Source organism: Kluyvera georgiana (assembly GCF_050990895.1).
GTDB classification, from domain to species: Bacteria; Pseudomonadota; Gammaproteobacteria; order Enterobacterales; family Enterobacteriaceae; genus Kluyvera; species Kluyvera georgiana.
Window position 1 is genome coordinate 2,326,113 of the sequence record NZ_CP158865.1, and the last position, 13,995, is coordinate 2,340,107.

Genomic DNA, 13,995 nt, shown 5'->3' on the forward strand with positions numbered 1-13,995 from the left:
TACGCTGCGGGATGGACGTTGGGATATTGAGCAGGAGGGTAAGCAAAATATAAAAACAATAAATATAATTTCGTTATTTCATACAATTATTATATATCGGCGCAGAGATGAAGGCTCAGTATTTTATTTGCTTTATCACCGTTATGTATGAAATATATCGTGGTGCTGGTTGGCGTGATATTTATCACAGAATGTTATTTACGGAATGATAAATTAATTTCCGGACAAGCCAAATATGATTTTCTAAATGGTAAGGGAATAAAATGGAAATGGATAATGTTGTTGACCTGAAAGATCAGGAAGTTGATGGTGCGTACCCGCAGGCCTGTGTAGTGAATACAACCAAATACCGTATTCACGGCGAAATTAAATATGCAGCGTGCAGTACCGATCATTTTAACATTCGCCCGGGGCAAAGCGCCTCTTTCCCTCGAGGTCTTTGTTTACTAACCAGAATTAACGCAACTATTGAACTTCCCGATCGCGATGTTGAGGCTAAACCTTATACTTCATCAGGAACATCTTACAGCCAATTTGCTGTTATCGAAGTTGCGCCAAACGTATTTGAAGTTACCCGTAGAACCTGATGTTTTTGTTCTGTTGGTTTAAGGCCGCTATATTGCGGCCTTATTTATTTTGCATAAGTAAACGCTAAATAAAGATCGTTAATTCACCGCCTGAAAGTTACCGTTGGTCGGCCGAAGAGGATGATCTGATCCTGCCATGTACAGTCACTTATCCATATCAGTTACATAAAAATGCATTTTTTTTAACGCTGATATAATATAGCAGTCAGACTGAGCTAGCGGAATTGATCATGAAAAAGTACCAGCGCCTTGCTGAGCAGATGACGGAACAGATCGCCCACGGTGTGTGGCTGCCGGGTGATAAGCTGCCTTCGCTACGCGAGCAGGTGGCCAACAGCGGGATGAGTTTTATGACGGTAAGTCATGCTTATCAGTTGCTGGAGAGTCAGGGAAGAATCGTCGCGCGCCCGCAGTCCGGCTACTATGTGGCGCCGCATCCCGTTGCCCCGCGTGCCGCGGCCTCGGCACCGCAGGTCATGCCTGATAACGCTGTCGACATTAACACCTATATCTTTGAGGTTCTTCAGGCCAGCCGCAACGCGGCGGTGCTGCCGTTTGCGTCCGCATTTCCCGATCCCCGGCTGTTTCCCCTGCAGCAGTTGAACCGCTCGCTGGCCCAGGTGAGTAAAACCGCGACGGCCATGAGCGTGATTGAAAACCTGCCGCCGGGTAATGATGAGCTGCGCCATGCGATTGCGCGACGCTATGCGCTACAGGGAATGACGATCTCTCCGGATGAAATTGTCATTACCGCCGGGGCTCTGGAGGCGTTGAACCTGAGCCTCCAGGCGGTCACGGAGCCCGGCGACTGGGTTATCGTGGAAAACCCGTGTTTCTACGGCGCGCTGCAGGCGTTAGAACGGCTGAAGCTCAAGGCGCTGTCGATTGCGACCGATGTGAAAGAGGGGATCGATCTTGATGCGCTGGTACAGGCGTTGCAACATTATCCGGTAAAAGCCTGCTGGCTGATGACCAACAGCCAAAATCCGCTGGGCTTTACGCTGACGCCGGAGAAAAAGGCGCGGTTGGTCGAGATCCTCACGGCGCATAACGTCACGCTGATTGAAGATGATGTCTACAGCGAACTCTATTTTGGCCGCGAAAAGCCGCTGCCTGCGAAAGCATGGGACAAGCAGGATATGACGCTGCACTGTAGTTCATTTTCTAAGTGTCTGGTGCCGGGCTTTCGTATTGGCTGGGTCGCTGCGGGCAAGCACGCTCGCCGTATTCAGCATTTACAACTGATGAGCACGCTTTCCACCAGCTCTCCAATGCAGCTGGCGTTGGTCGATTATCTGGCGACCAAACGCTACGACGCGCATCTTCGCCGTCTGCGCCGTCAGTTAGCGGAACGCAAGCAGATGGCGTGGCAGTCGCTAATGCGCTCGCTGCCGCCTGAGGTGCGTATTCATCACAACGACAGCGGTTATTTTCTCTGGCTGGAGCTACCGGCGGGAATGGATGCGGGCGCATTAAGCACAAAAGCGCTGGAGCATCAGATCAGTATTGCACCGGGCAAAATGTTTTCAACCACCGATAGCTGGGCGTCATTCTTTCGCTTTAATACCGCCTGGGGCTGGGGGGAAAGAGAAGACCATGCGGTGGAAACCCTCGGTAAGCTTATTCGCCAGATGCTGAATTAATCACAAACGCTTATTCCCGATTATCCCCTTAATGATATTCATGCTAATTAAGGGGATATTTCATTGCGCCGGTCATAGGAAATACGCATAGCGCCATCGACCGGTAACTCCTTGTCTATAATCCATATTATCAGCATCAATTTATTCATTTTGCGGAATGCGCCCTTTGTCACAACCTGTGCAAATTTTTATCTGCGGTGCAGGTGAGTGCCTTAGTGACGTCTATTTTTAAACAGGGAGATATTTTTAACGGCACGGCTGCCGCTCAATTTCATTGTGACAGGAGTAAAAACTTTATGAGCAAGAAATTTGCCCACAGCAGCCTGTGCGCGCTGGTCGTGACGATCGCCACTGCCCACGCCGCCGAACCGCCGACATCGCTGGGAAAGGGCGAAGGACGGCTGGACATTATTGCCTGGCCGGGCTATGTCGAACGCGGCCAGACCGATAAACAGTATGACTGGGTGACGGCGTTCGAAAAAGAGAGCGGCTGTCAGGTGAACGTCAAAACGGCGGCCACGTCGGACGAGATGGTCAGTCTGATGGCAAAAGGAGGTTATGACCTGGTCACCGCATCCGGTGATGCCTCGCTGCGCCTGATTATGGGCAAACGCGTGCAGCCGATTAATACCGTGCTTATCGAAAACTGGAAAACGCTTGATCCCCGGCTCGCCAAAGGCGCCTGGTTTAACGTTGACGGAAAAGTCTACGGTACGCCGTACCAGTGGGGGCCAAACCTGCTGATGTACAACACCAAAACATTTCCCACGCCGCCGGACTCCTGGAACGTGGTCTTTGTGAAGCAAGACCTACCGGACGGCAAGACGAATCAGGGGCGCGTGCAGGCTTATGATGGCCCGATTTACATTGCCGATGCGGCGCTGTTTGTCAAAGCAACGCAGCCGCAGCTGGGGATTAGCGATCCCTACCAGCTGACTGAAGAACAATATCAGGCCGTGCTCAAGGTACTGCGCGATCAGCACGCGCTGATTCACCGCTACTGGCACGATACCACCGTGCAAATGAGCGACTTCAAAAACGAAGGCGTGGTCGCGTCCAGCGCCTGGCCGTATCAGGCTAACGGCCTGAAAGGCGAAGGTCAGCCGATTGCCACGGTGTTCCCGAAAGAGGGGGTGACCGGCTGGGCGGATACCACCATGCTTCATGCCGACGCTAAGCATCCGGTCTGCGCCTATAAATGGATGAACTGGTCGTTGACGCCAAAGGTGCAGGGGGATGTCGCGGCCTGGTTTGGCTCACTGCCGGTGGTGCCAGAAGGATGTAAAGCCAGTACGTTGCTCGGCGACAAAGGGTGTGAAACCAATGGCTACAGTTTCTTCGATAAAATTGCCTTCTGGAAAACCCCGATTGCCGAGGGAGGAAAGTACGTTCCCTATAGCCGCTGGACGCAGGACTATATCGCCATTATGGGCGGTCGTTAATCAGTCGGGGACTCCATCATGACCTATGCAGTAGAGTTTCATGACGTCTCGCGATTTTATGGCGACGTTCGGGCGGTAGATGGCGTGAGCATTGCTATCCATGACGGTGAGTTCTTTTCCATGCTGGGGCCGTCAGGCTCCGGCAAAACCACCTGTCTGCGGCTGATTGCCGGGTTTGAACAACTGTCCGGCGGCGCGATTTCGATTTTTGGTCGTCATGCCAGTGAGCTTCCGCCGTGGGAGCGCGACGTCAATACCGTGTTTCAGGACTATGCGCTGTTTCCCCATATGTCGGTGCTCGATAATGTAGCCTACGGGCTCATGGTTAAGGGGATGGGCAAAAAAGAGCGTCAGGCGAAAGCGGCGCAGGCGTTAGAAAAGGTGGCGCTGGGATTTGTCGCGATGCGAAAACCCTCGCAGCTTTCCGGTGGCCAGCGTCAGCGGGTGGCGATTGCCCGTGCGCTGGTGAATGAACCACGTGTACTGCTTCTTGATGAGCCGCTCGGCGCGCTGGATCTTAAGCTGCGTGAGCAGATGCAGTTCGAACTGAAAAAGCTCCAGCAGGAGCTCGGCATTACCTTTATCTTCGTGACGCACGATCAGGGGGAAGCGCTGTCGATGTCCGATCGGGTGGCGGTGTTCAACAACGGGCGTCTCGAACAGGTAGACACGCCGCGCGCGTTGTATCTGCGGCCACGTACGCCGTTTGTCGCCAGCTTTGTGGGCACCTCGAACGTATTTAGTCCAACCATGTCAGAAACGTTGTGCGGCATGAGTGGAAACTGGGCGCTGCGTCCTGAGCATATTCGCCTGAACGAAGTTGGTGAAGTACAGGTGAAAGGTCGGGTACAGGCGGTGCAGTATCAGGGCGCGGCGACGCGCTATGAATTGCTGCTGGAAAGCGGTGATAAGCTGCTGGTCAGCCAGGCTAATTTCTCCGTCGGGCTAAACGCTGAAGGGCCGGCGGTAGGAGGCGAAGTTCTGGCTTCCTGGCCGCGCGACGCCATGGTGGCGTTAGATGGAGGGAGGTGAATGGAGATGAGCATGGCGCCGGTTCCTCCCTCCCGCAGTGCCGGGAAAATATCCAGTCTGTTCTGGCGTAAGCCAACGCTAGGTCTGTTTCTACTGCTGCTTGGGCCGCTGATGTGGTTTGGCATCGTCTATTTTGGCTCACTGCTCACGCTGCTGTGGCAGGGCTTTTACACTTTTGATGATTTCACGATGTCGATTACGCCAACGCTAACGCTGGCAAACCTCTACGCGTTATTTAACCCGGCCAACTACGACATCATCCTGCGTACGCTGGTCATGGCGGTTGCGGTGACCGTTGCCAGCGCGCTGCTGGCCTTTCCGATGGCGTGGTATATGGCGCGCTACACCCGCGGTAAACAGAAGGCGTTCTTTTACGTGGCGGTGATGCTGCCGATGTGGGCCAGTTACATTGTGAAAGCCTACGCATGGACGCTGCTGCTGGCAAAGGACGGCGTCGCGCAGTGGTTCCTGAACTATCTGGGCTTACAGCCGGTGCTGGCGGCCGTGCTGACGCTGCCGGGCATTGGAGGGAATACCCTCTCGACGTCCGGGTTGGGGCGTTTTCTGGTGTTCGTCTATATCTGGCTACCCTTTATGATTCTGCCGTTGCAGGCCGCGCTGGAGCGCATTCCCGGCTCGTTATTACAGGCTTCCGCTGACCTGGGGGCGCTGCCGCGTCAGACCTTCCGTCATGTGGTATTACCGCTGGCGATTCCGGGGATTGCCGCAGGGTCGATTTTTACCTTTTCGCTAACGCTGGGAGACTTTATCGTCCCGCAGCTGGTGGGGCCGCCGGGCTACTTTATTGGCAACATGGTTTATTCCCAGCAAGGGGCTATCGGCAACATGCCGATGGCGGCGGCGTTTACCCTCGTGCCCATTGTGCTGATTGCCCTCTATCTGGCGTTCGTGAAACGTCTGGGAGCGTTCGATGCACTCTGAGCGAGCACCGCGGTTTCTCAAAGTTGCTGCGTGGGGCGGCGTGATTTTCCTCCATTTCCCGCTGGCCATTATTGCGCTGTACGCGTTCAACACCGAGGATGCCGCGTTCAGTTTTCCCCCTCAAGGCCTGACGCTGCGCTGGTTTAGCGAGGCGGCAGGGCGCAGCGATATTTATGATGCAGTGACACTGTCACTTAAAATTGCCGCGTTGTCGACGGCGATTGCGCTGGTACTTGGCACGCTTGCTGCAGCAGCGCTCTGGCGACGGGATTTCTTTGGTAAAAGCGCGATATCGCTGTTGCTGTTACTTCCCATTGCCTTACCCGGCATCGTCACTGGCCTGGCGTTGCTGACGGCGTTTAAAACGGTGAACCTTGAACCGGGGCTGTTGACGATTGTGATTGGTCACGCGACCTTTTGTGTCGTGGTGGTATTTAACAATGTCATTGCCCGCTTTCGCCGCACATCGTGGAGTCTGGTGGAGGCGTCGATGGATTTAGGCGCCAACGTCTGGCAAACCTTCCGTTATGTGGTGCTGCCGAACCTTGGATCGGCGCTGCTGGCAGGAGGCATGCTGGCGTTTGCGCTATCGTTTGATGAAATTATCGTCACCACGTTTACCGCAGGTCACGAGCGCACGCTGCCGCTGTGGTTGCTGAACCAACTGGGCCGGCCGCGCGACGTGCCGGTGACTAATGTGGTCGCGTTGTTGGTCATGGTGCTGACGATGATACCGATTTTAGGGGCGTGGTGGCTGACGCGCGAAGACGAGTCGGCCGCTGGCGGTGGGACGACATTTAAATAGAACAGGATCATGCTATGCAACATAAGTTACTGATTAACGGTGAACTGGTGGCCGGTGAAGGCGAAGCGCAGCCGGTCTATAACCCGGCGACGGGTGAGATCCTGCTGACGATCACCGAGGCTTCGGCTACACAGGTTGACGCAGCGGTGAATGCCGCCGATCGCGCATTTGTCCAGTGGGGGCAAACGACGCCGAAACAGCGGTCGGAGTGTTTGTTAAAGCTGGCAGACGTTATTGAAGCGCACGCAGAGACCTTCGCCCGACTCGAATCGCTCAACTGCGGCAAACCGCTGCACTGCGTGGCGAATGATGAAATTCCCGCGGTGGTGGATGTGTTCCGCTTCTTTGCCGGTGCAGCGCGCTGCCTGAACGGACTGGCTGCCGGGGAGTATCTGGAAGGCCATACCTCCATGATTCGCCGGGATCCGATTGGCGTAGTGGCGTCTATCGCACCGTGGAACTATCCGCTAATGATGGCCGCGTGGAAGCTGGCACCGGCGCTGGCGGCGGGTAACTGCGTGGTGCTAAAACCTTCTGAGATCACGCCGCTTACGGCGTTGAAGCTGGCCGAGCTGGCAAAAGATATCTTCCCGGCAGGCGTGCTGAGCGTGCTATTTGGTCGCGGCGCAACCGTGGGCGATCCGCTGACCGGGCATGCCAGGGTGCGGATGGTTTCGTTGACGGGCTCGATTGCTACCGGCGAGCATATTCTGGCGCACACGGCGTCATCGATTAAGCGCACGCATATGGAACTGGGCGGGAAAGCGCCGGTAATCGTTTTTGATGATGCCGATATTGATGCGGTGGTGGAGGGTGTCAGAACCTTTGGTTTCTATAACGCCGGGCAGGACTGTACCGCGGCCTGTCGTATCTACGCGCAGCAGGGCGTTTATGACCGGCTGGTCGCCAAACTTGGCGCAGCGGTGGCCAGCCTGAAGGTGGGGGCACCGGAAGATGAGAGCACCGAACTGGGGCCGTTGAGCTCGCAGGCGCATCTTACGCGCGTTAGCGATGCTGTCGCCCGCGCTAAAGCCTTACCGCACGTCAAAGTGGTAACCGGCGGTGAGAAGGTGGTGGGAAAAGGGTTCTATTTCCAGCCAACGCTGCTGGCGGGCGCTCGCCAGGAAGATGATATCGTCCAGCGCGAAGTGTTTGGCCCGGTTGTCAGCATGACCGTCTTTGACAGCGAAGAGCAGGTGCTGGCGTGGGCTAACGATTCGCAATATGGGCTGGCTTCATCGGTGTGGACGCAGGACGTTGGCCGCGCGCATCGCTTGAGCGCGCGCTTGCAGTACGGCTGCACTTGGGTCAACACCCACTTTATGCTGGTGAGCGAAATGCCACACGGTGGGCAAAAACTGTCGGGCTACGGCAAGGATATGTCGATGTACGGGCTGGAGGATTACACCGTGGTGCGGCATGTCATGATTAAACACTGATTACCCCCTTCGCGGTAGGGGAAAAACCTGCCGCGTCGCGCGGCTTTTTTGACATGCCCTAAGCAACGTGCGAGGATCCGCGCCGTTGTAAAACCGGGCATAGTCAGAGAAATGAAAAAGAGTATGGTATTTAGCGCTGCCGTCGTGGCGGCCGTGATGGGTATAGGTATTTATTATTCAGCAGGTCGTATTGCCGCCTGTGATGGTGATAACCACGTAACGGCTGCTTGCCTGGCCGAGGCCTGGGATGTCGAAAAAGTCAATTTCATCCCGCAGTACGATCCGAATCATTATGTGAGCGACCCTACCACCGACAGCATTTTTGCCGCCTCCAAACCAAAACGCTAAGTGTAAGCTAAATCACAGCATGAAAAACTAAAGAGGCGTACCGTGACTTTAGTTTTAAGTGTTCGCGCAGTTAATTTATCTGGAGATAGATCTGCGTGGATTGAATAGCTTCACGCGATAAGCGGCGAAAAACTTGATGTACGTCAAAAAACGTAGCATATTGCGCCGCTTTAACGATCAATGGTAAGGACTCAATTGGTGACGCTGTACCAACATATGCTCATTTTCTACGCCATCATGGCGGTTATTTGCGGCGGAATTACCTGGTTTCTCACCAAAGAAAGCACCTCAATTCGTCTGATTGCCACCTTTTTAATTGGCGCAACGTGGCCGTTCAGCTTTCCCGTTGCGCTGCTGCTGTCGCTATTCTGACGGCTATCTACTGAGGTCGCTGAGCAGAATCGCGATGCTTTTACCGCCCTCGGTCTGTTCCAGCGCGATTTTTACGATAATGGTGAGCGGCACGGACAGCAGCATACCGACCGGGCCCAGCAGCCAGCCCCAGAAAATTAACGATAAGAACACCACCAGCGTGGAGAGCCCCAGGCCGCGTCCCATGATGCGGGGCTCGAGAATATTGCCAAAAACGAGATTTATGACCAGATACCCCGCAAGTACGATAAGCGCATCGTAAAAGCCGCTAAAGACCAGAACCTGCAAAATAGGGGGAATCGCCGCCAGCACCGAGCCGATATTCGGAATATAGTTGAGCGCAAAGGCCAGCAGCCCCCAGAGAAAGGCAAAGCGCACGCCCAGCAGCTCCAGCATGCCCCATACGACCAGACCCGTTACCAGGCTAATCGCCGTTTTCAGCACCAGATAGTGCGATACGCTGTCCAGCCCTCGCTGAATCGCCGCCATTCCCTCTACCGGACGTGACATGATCTGCTGAAGTTTTGCCGGTAGCTGCGGTACTTCCAGTAGCATAAACACTACTGTCAGCAGCAGCAGAAAAATGGATGACATGGCGTTCGAGAGTTGCGACAGTAGCCGTGAAACCAGTGTCATGGCGGCATTGGGGTCAATGTATTTAATCAGTTCTTCGGGGCTGACGCTGATACCAAAGCGTTGCATCCACGGCTGCAGGTTATAGATGGGGACAGCCAGCGACGAGCGGTACTGTGGCAGCGTGCGGGTCAGTTCGTTAAGTGATGTACCAAGCGAGGCCAGCAGCAGTACGGCCACTAGAATAATTACCACAATCAGTAGCGAGATGCCGAGGACCCGCGGTACGCGGCAGCGCACCAACAGCTGAACGACCGGGTTGAGCACCACGGCGATAAACAGCGCCAGCACGAAAGGGACGATGATCTCCGCAGCAAAACGGATCCCTGTCAGAATGATAACCAGCATGCCGAGCATGATGACGATTTTTAATCCATTAAGCGTAATGATCGGCCTGGACATGATAGCTCCTGCTATAAACTCTGCTGATTATGATAATTGCGAATTGGCTCATAATAAATGAATGTACATCAAACAACATCAGTAAAGATTTGAAAACATTTTGAGATACTTCGACAACTGTGTTAGAAATTAACTGTGTTTAACTACTGAGGACAATTTTAATCCGCAATGATGAGAAGCAATACCGCGGATAATTGTAATTTTATGGACAATATGTTCAGGACGTGCATTTCTACTCAATCCACTGTTTTTCCTTCCTTTTCTGCCTTCTGCGGTGAGCACCACTGGCGCAACGCGCTGTAGTCCTTTTCTTCGTCTGAGCTAAATTTTAATCATTTTATTTCAGTTTGCGCTACGTCGCGAACTGCTACGGATTATATTCTCATGCAGGAGAAGGACCATGTTTTACTGGATTTTATTAGCCCTGGCTATTGTGGCCGAAATTACGGGTACGCTGTCTATGAAATGGGCGAGCGTAAGCGATGGTAATACCGGCTTTATTTTAATGCTGGTGATGATCTCACTGTCTTATATTTTTCTTTCGTTTGCGGTTAAGAAAATCGCCCTTGGTGTCGCCTACGCGCTTTGGGAAGGTATCGGTATCGTGCTGATTACGCTTTTCAGCGTTCTGGTCTTTGACGAAAGTCTGACGGTGATGAAGGCAGCAGGTCTGGCAACGCTTATCGCCGGGATTGTGCTGATCAAATCGGGTACGCGTAAAGCGCCGAAGAAAAGCGTTGTGATCAATAAAGAGGTGAATCATGCCTAAGTTTGAATTGATTCACGGTCTCTGGCTGGCGGGCTCCATCGTACTAGAAATTGTCGCTAATATTTTCCTGAAGTTCTCTGACGGCTTCCGTAACAAACTGTACGGATTCCTCTCGCTAGCTGCGGTATTGGCGGCGTTCAGCGCGCTGTCGCAGGCCGTAAAGGGGATTGACCTGTCGGTCGCCTATGCTATCTGGGGGGGCTTCGGCGTTGCGGCCACGCTGGCGGCGGGGTGGGTCCTCTTTGGTCAGCGCCTGAATAATAAGGGCTGGGTTGGACTTGGCCTGCTGTTGATCGGTATGGTGATGATTAAACTCGCCTGATGTGATAGCTGCCCGGAAATCGGGCAGCGAAATCCGCGGTCTGTATTACGCTTGTTACAAAGGGTTCGCTTTGTGACTGCGAGGGTGAGGCATGTTTAATCCGTCACGCTGGCGTAATATTGCCACGGCCAGAACGCTGTTCGTGATGATTTTTTTAGCAGGCGTTGGCCTGATCTTTTCTATTATTTCACTGCTCTACCTGTCGCAGAATCTAATCAGTAGCAAAACTAACGATATCGATGCCCGCCGTTCAGCACTTTCTGTTGATGGGGCCCTTCAGACATCCATTAACCGCGTGCTCTCACTTGTCACCGACAACTCTATCTGGGATGACGCCGTCCGTCAGGTTTACGCTCCGAAGCTGGACACCACGTGGCTGTATAATACCTGGGGCGCAGGCTTCAAAATTAATAATCTCTACGATGGCACATTCGTCCTCGATGAAAACTATCGTGTTCTCTGGGGCTCGTTTCATAGCTCGCCGTTTAGCGAACGTAATCTCGATTTTTTTGGTGAGGGGCTGGAAGCGCTTATTAGCCAAAATGAGGATGCATTACGTCGGGGAAGCAATGTTTTTGCTGGCATTACTCAGACGCGAGCGGGGATTGCCTTTGTGGGGATCGGGCTGATTCGTCCTATGGTTGGACGTTTACAGGTGTACGACGCAACGCGGCGTTATCTGGTGATCACCCGGCATATCAATCCTGGCTTACTCAACAATCTGGGAAACACATTTCAGATTGAAAATCTGACCCTGGCCAATGCGCCGCAGAACCAGTACAACATTCCGGTGCGAACCACCGGGGGAAAGGTGGTGGGCTGGCTTGATTGGCAACTCCGACAGCCGGGGGCAGAAGCGGCGAGCGCGGCGTCACCGCAAATTCGTGAAATTGTCCTGCTTGCGGCCGGGTTAATTCTGCTGTTTATCCTGCTCAGCAGTTTAGGCTTGTGGAAGCTGGCGCGCGGGGAACGTCAGGCGCGAGAAATTGCGCTGACCGACTGGTTGAGCCATCTGCCCAACCGGCGTGCGCTGATTGAACAGCTTGAGCGCATCAGCCAGCGCGGAGATCGCGACGTGAAAACGGTGGTGTTTATCGATCTTGATGGTTTTAAGGATGTTAATGACATTCATGGCCATGATGTCGGCGACATTCTGATTATTCGCATCGCCGCGATGCTACAAACGCTGGTGCCTCCCGGCGGAATGCTCGCGCGCATGGGAGGCGATGAGTTTGCGATGACCGTGGGCGGTGAGCACTCGCAAGCGCGCGCGGCGGCATTCGCGGGAAGCGTGCTGGACTATCTTAATACGCCAATCCGCATCGACGGCCGTACGTTGCATATTAGCGCCAGTATAGGTATTGCAAGCGGTAAATTGCAGGAGAGCTCCAGCTCCGAGCTTTTCCGCCAGGCAGATATCGCCATGTATCACTCGAAGATTACCGGCAAAGGTCGCATCACCCACTACGACGCTGAGCTTAACAGCGCGCGCGAATACCAGGTCGCTATTGAAAATGACATTCGTCACGGGCTGGAAAACAATGAGTTTGAGGTTTGGTATCAGCCTATCGTCTGCGCCCGGACGCAGGTGATGATTGGCGTTGAGGCGCTGGTGCGCTGGCCACGACGGGAGAAAGGCGAGCTGATGCCCGATGCGTTTATTGCTATCGCCGAAACCAGTGGGCTTATCTATTCGCTTGGGCAGTTTGTGCTGGCTCGCGCGTGTCACGATCTGCTGACACACAACGATCTCAAACTATCGGTGAATATTTCGCCTGCGCAATTCCGCGACCCTGAGTTTGAAAATAAGGTTTCCAGCGTGCTGAAATCATCCGGTTTTCCGCCGTCCAGGCTACAGCTTGAGGTGACAGAGACCTACGTGCTGGAAAAGCCGGAGCGCGCGCGTGCGGCGATCGCGAATCTGAAAGCGCTGGGTACCGCCGTTGCATTGGATGATTTTGGTACCGGTTATTCCAGCATCGGCTATTTGCGTCGTTTCAATTTCGACACGATAAAAATTGATAAATCGCTGGCCGGGCTGGTGGATGATGACGACCAGGCTGCCGCACTGGTGGGAGGAACAATCAGGATTGCCAGCGCGTTAGGCATGACGGTGATTGCCGAAGGAGTCGAAACGGAGAGACAGATGAAACTGCTGCGGCTGGCAGGCTGCGATCAGCTTCAGGGATTCTATTTCAGCGAGCCGATGCCGCTATCTTCGCTGCTGGCGTTGCGCCACCAGCAGCGTCTGAGCTAGTTACCCGCGGCAAGCGCTTCCAGTTTGTCGCGAAAACCGGTCACGGCGATGGCGCGATTGTCGGCACGCCAGCGATCTTTGGCTGCCGGTGCTGAGCTTTGTACGGCGATCAGCTGCCAGCCGGCATCCGTTTTCAACAGCAGCGGGGAACCGCTATCACCCGGCAGCGTATCGCACTGGTGCGAAAGCACCGAAGACTGCGCCCAGCCGGTGACGGTACAATCTTCATGACTGTACAGTGAATCCAGATGATCGACGGGGTAACCTGACTGCGTCACTTTTCGCCCGGCGGCTTTCAGCGCGGCAGTGAGTTCAGCTTTGTCGCCGGTGAACAGCGGCAGTGGCGTAATACCGGAAGGCGGGTAGCGTAGGACGATCAGGCCAAAATCCCACGGTGCCGCTGAGGATGGCACAATCCAACCGTCGCCGTCGGGCTTCAGTCGTTTGCCCAGCGAAGGGTCAACGCGTCCCTCAATACCATGAATTTCATAGCGCCAGCTGCCTTTTTGCGATACGAAGCGCAGGGCTACCGCTTTGTCCAGCTTGCCGCCTGGCGGCTCCAGCAGACAGTGTCCGGCGGTTAAGGCCAGATGTGGGGAAATCAGCGTCGCGGTGCACAGATTACCGCTGGCGGTTTCAAGTTGCCCGATGGCGTCCCACGGTTCTTGTGCCGGGTGGCTGACGAGAACGCGATCGTCCTGACCAAAAAACAGGGTCTTAATATCTTTCGCGCTAATGCCGCTATCACCGTCATCAGCATGAGTTATGAAAGGCAGAACGGATAACGATCCCAGTAAACAACACACAAAGGCTGTACGCATATCACTCTCTGATGGGGCAATTATGATTATAAAAACTAAACCCAGTGAGACTACTATAGACGGGAGACATGAAAAGTGGGAGTAAAATCAGCGAACTACATTCAGTAAAAGAAGAACTGAGTCGCGATAAGTGCGCAAACGATCAGTAATGCCAGGATGAGCTCGAAACGATAACGCCGCA

At 54.0% G+C, this 13,995-nt stretch carries 14 protein-coding genes; 12 read left to right on the forward strand and 2 right to left on the reverse strand.

The window, feature by feature from the left end; all coding sequences use genetic code 11:
• Positions 1–263: 263 nt before the first annotated feature.
• The 9 genes from ABTW00_RS11015 (at position 264) to ABTW00_RS11055 (ending at position 8,610) form a co-directional block, all read left to right on the forward strand.
• Positions 264–587: a hypothetical protein gene (locus tag ABTW00_RS11015; protein ID WP_209438762.1), complete on the forward strand. Its 324-nt coding sequence runs from the start codon at positions 264–266 to the stop codon at positions 585–587.
• Positions 588–817: 230 nt separating this feature from the next.
• Positions 818–2,230, forward strand: coding sequence for a PLP-dependent aminotransferase family protein (locus ABTW00_RS11020; protein WP_065357119.1), 1,413 nt, complete (start codon positions 818–820; stop codon positions 2,228–2,230).
• A 296-nt stretch (positions 2,231–2,526) separates the two neighbouring features.
• Positions 2,527–3,672: a putative ABC transporter substrate-binding protein YdcS gene (ydcS, locus tag ABTW00_RS11025; RefSeq protein WP_433640730.1), complete on the forward strand. Its 1,146-nt coding sequence runs from the start codon at positions 2,527–2,529 to the stop codon at positions 3,670–3,672.
• A gap of 18 nt (positions 3,673–3,690) precedes the next feature.
• Complete coding sequence (locus tag ABTW00_RS11030; RefSeq protein ID WP_064545249.1) at positions 3,691–4,704, forward strand: ABC transporter ATP-binding protein; 1,014 nt, start codon at positions 3,691–3,693, stop codon at positions 4,702–4,704.
• A gap of 12 nt (positions 4,705–4,716) precedes the next feature.
• A complete protein-coding gene (locus ABTW00_RS11035) occupies positions 4,717–5,646 on the forward strand; it encodes an ABC transporter permease (protein ID WP_433640733.1) in 930 nt (309 codons plus the stop codon).
• Entirely contained in the window at positions 5,636–6,451 is an 816-nt protein-coding gene (locus ABTW00_RS11040; RefSeq protein WP_433640735.1) for an ABC transporter permease, read from the forward strand. The genes ABTW00_RS11035 and ABTW00_RS11040 overlap by 11 nt, the downstream gene beginning before the upstream one ends.
• Positions 6,452–6,465: 14 nt before the next feature.
• The gene (gene patD / locus ABTW00_RS11045) at positions 6,466–7,890 is read left to right on the forward strand and encodes an aminobutyraldehyde dehydrogenase (RefSeq protein WP_065357116.1); all 1,425 of its coding nucleotides are present in this window, start codon (positions 6,466–6,468) and stop codon (positions 7,888–7,890) included.
• 111 nt (positions 7,891–8,001) lie between these two features.
• Complete coding sequence (locus ABTW00_RS11050; RefSeq protein ID WP_433640738.1) at positions 8,002–8,238, forward strand: hypothetical protein; 237 nt, start codon at positions 8,002–8,004, stop codon at positions 8,236–8,238.
• Positions 8,239–8,436: 198 nt separating this feature from the next.
• Positions 8,437–8,610, forward strand: coding sequence for a GhoT/OrtT family toxin (locus ABTW00_RS11055; protein ID WP_064545259.1), 174 nt, complete (start codon positions 8,437–8,439; stop codon positions 8,608–8,610).
• A gap of 3 nt (positions 8,611–8,613) precedes the next feature.
• Here the strand turns inward: ABTW00_RS11055 and ABTW00_RS11060 are convergent, their stop codons facing one another.
• Positions 8,614–9,645, reverse strand: a complete 1,032-nt coding sequence (locus ABTW00_RS11060; protein WP_433640740.1) for an AI-2E family transporter — start codon at positions 9,643–9,645, stop codon at positions 8,614–8,616.
• 400 nt (positions 9,646–10,045) lie between these two features.
• Here ABTW00_RS11060 and mdtJ point away from each other — a divergent pair, with 400 nt between their 5' ends.
• The 3 genes from mdtJ to ABTW00_RS11075 all read left to right on the forward strand — a co-directional run bounded on the left by mdtJ (position 10,046) and on the right by ABTW00_RS11075 (position 12,993).
• Positions 10,046–10,414: a multidrug/spermidine efflux SMR transporter subunit MdtJ gene (gene mdtJ / locus ABTW00_RS11065; RefSeq protein WP_065357114.1), complete on the forward strand. Its 369-nt coding sequence runs from the start codon at positions 10,046–10,048 to the stop codon at positions 10,412–10,414.
• Complete coding sequence (gene mdtI, locus ABTW00_RS11070; protein ID WP_065357113.1) at positions 10,407–10,736, forward strand: multidrug/spermidine efflux SMR transporter subunit MdtI; 330 nt, start codon at positions 10,407–10,409, stop codon at positions 10,734–10,736. Before mdtJ ends, mdtI begins: the two co-directional genes overlap by 8 nt.
• Before the next feature lie 91 nt (positions 10,737–10,827).
• Complete coding sequence (locus ABTW00_RS11075; protein ID WP_433640743.1) at positions 10,828–12,993, forward strand: bifunctional diguanylate cyclase/phosphodiesterase; 2,166 nt, start codon at positions 10,828–10,830, stop codon at positions 12,991–12,993.
• On the opposite strand, the gene ABTW00_RS11080 is transcribed toward ABTW00_RS11075, so the two are convergent.
• On the reverse strand, positions 12,990–13,814 hold the full coding sequence (locus ABTW00_RS11080) for a trypsin-like serine peptidase (RefSeq protein WP_065357111.1): 825 nt from the start codon (positions 13,812–13,814) through the stop codon (positions 12,990–12,992). The two genes, ABTW00_RS11075 and ABTW00_RS11080, sit on opposite strands and share 4 nt — an antisense overlap.
• Between the last annotated feature and the right edge of the window lie 181 nt (positions 13,815–13,995).

Bases quoted from the DNA above. Each gene is read 5' to 3' on its own strand.
- ABTW00_RS11040 (WP_433640735.1), top strand. From the start codon at position 5,636: ATGCACTCTGAGCGAGCACCGCGGTTTCTCAAAGTTGCTGCGTGGGGC.
- ABTW00_RS11050 (WP_433640738.1), top strand. From the start codon at position 8,002: ATGAAAAAGAGTATGGTATTTAGCGCTGCCGTCGTGGCGGCCGTGATG.
- patD (WP_065357116.1), top strand. From the start codon at position 6,466: ATGCAACATAAGTTACTGATTAACGGTGAACTGGTGGCCGGTGAAGGC.
- ABTW00_RS11075 (WP_433640743.1), top strand. From the start codon at position 10,828: ATGTTTAATCCGTCACGCTGGCGTAATATTGCCACGGCCAGAACGCTG.
- ABTW00_RS11035 (WP_433640733.1), top strand. From the start codon at position 4,717: ATGGCGCCGGTTCCTCCCTCCCGCAGTGCCGGGAAAATATCCAGTCTG.
- ydcS (WP_433640730.1), top strand. From the start codon at position 2,527: ATGAGCAAGAAATTTGCCCACAGCAGCCTGTGCGCGCTGGTCGTGACG.
- ABTW00_RS11080 (WP_065357111.1), bottom strand. From the start codon at position 13,814: ATGCGTACAGCCTTTGTGTGTTGTTTACTGGGATCGTTATCCGTTCTG.
- ABTW00_RS11015 (WP_209438762.1), top strand. From the start codon at position 264: ATGGAAATGGATAATGTTGTTGACCTGAAAGATCAGGAAGTTGATGGT.
- ABTW00_RS11060 (WP_433640740.1), bottom strand. From the start codon at position 9,645: ATGTCCAGGCCGATCATTACGCTTAATGGATTAAAAATCGTCATCATG.
- mdtJ (WP_065357114.1), top strand. From the start codon at position 10,046: ATGTTTTACTGGATTTTATTAGCCCTGGCTATTGTGGCCGAAATTACG.
- ABTW00_RS11030 (WP_064545249.1), top strand. From the start codon at position 3,691: ATGACCTATGCAGTAGAGTTTCATGACGTCTCGCGATTTTATGGCGAC.
- mdtI (WP_065357113.1), top strand. From the start codon at position 10,407: ATGCCTAAGTTTGAATTGATTCACGGTCTCTGGCTGGCGGGCTCCATC.
- ABTW00_RS11020 (WP_065357119.1), top strand. From the start codon at position 818: ATGAAAAAGTACCAGCGCCTTGCTGAGCAGATGACGGAACAGATCGCC.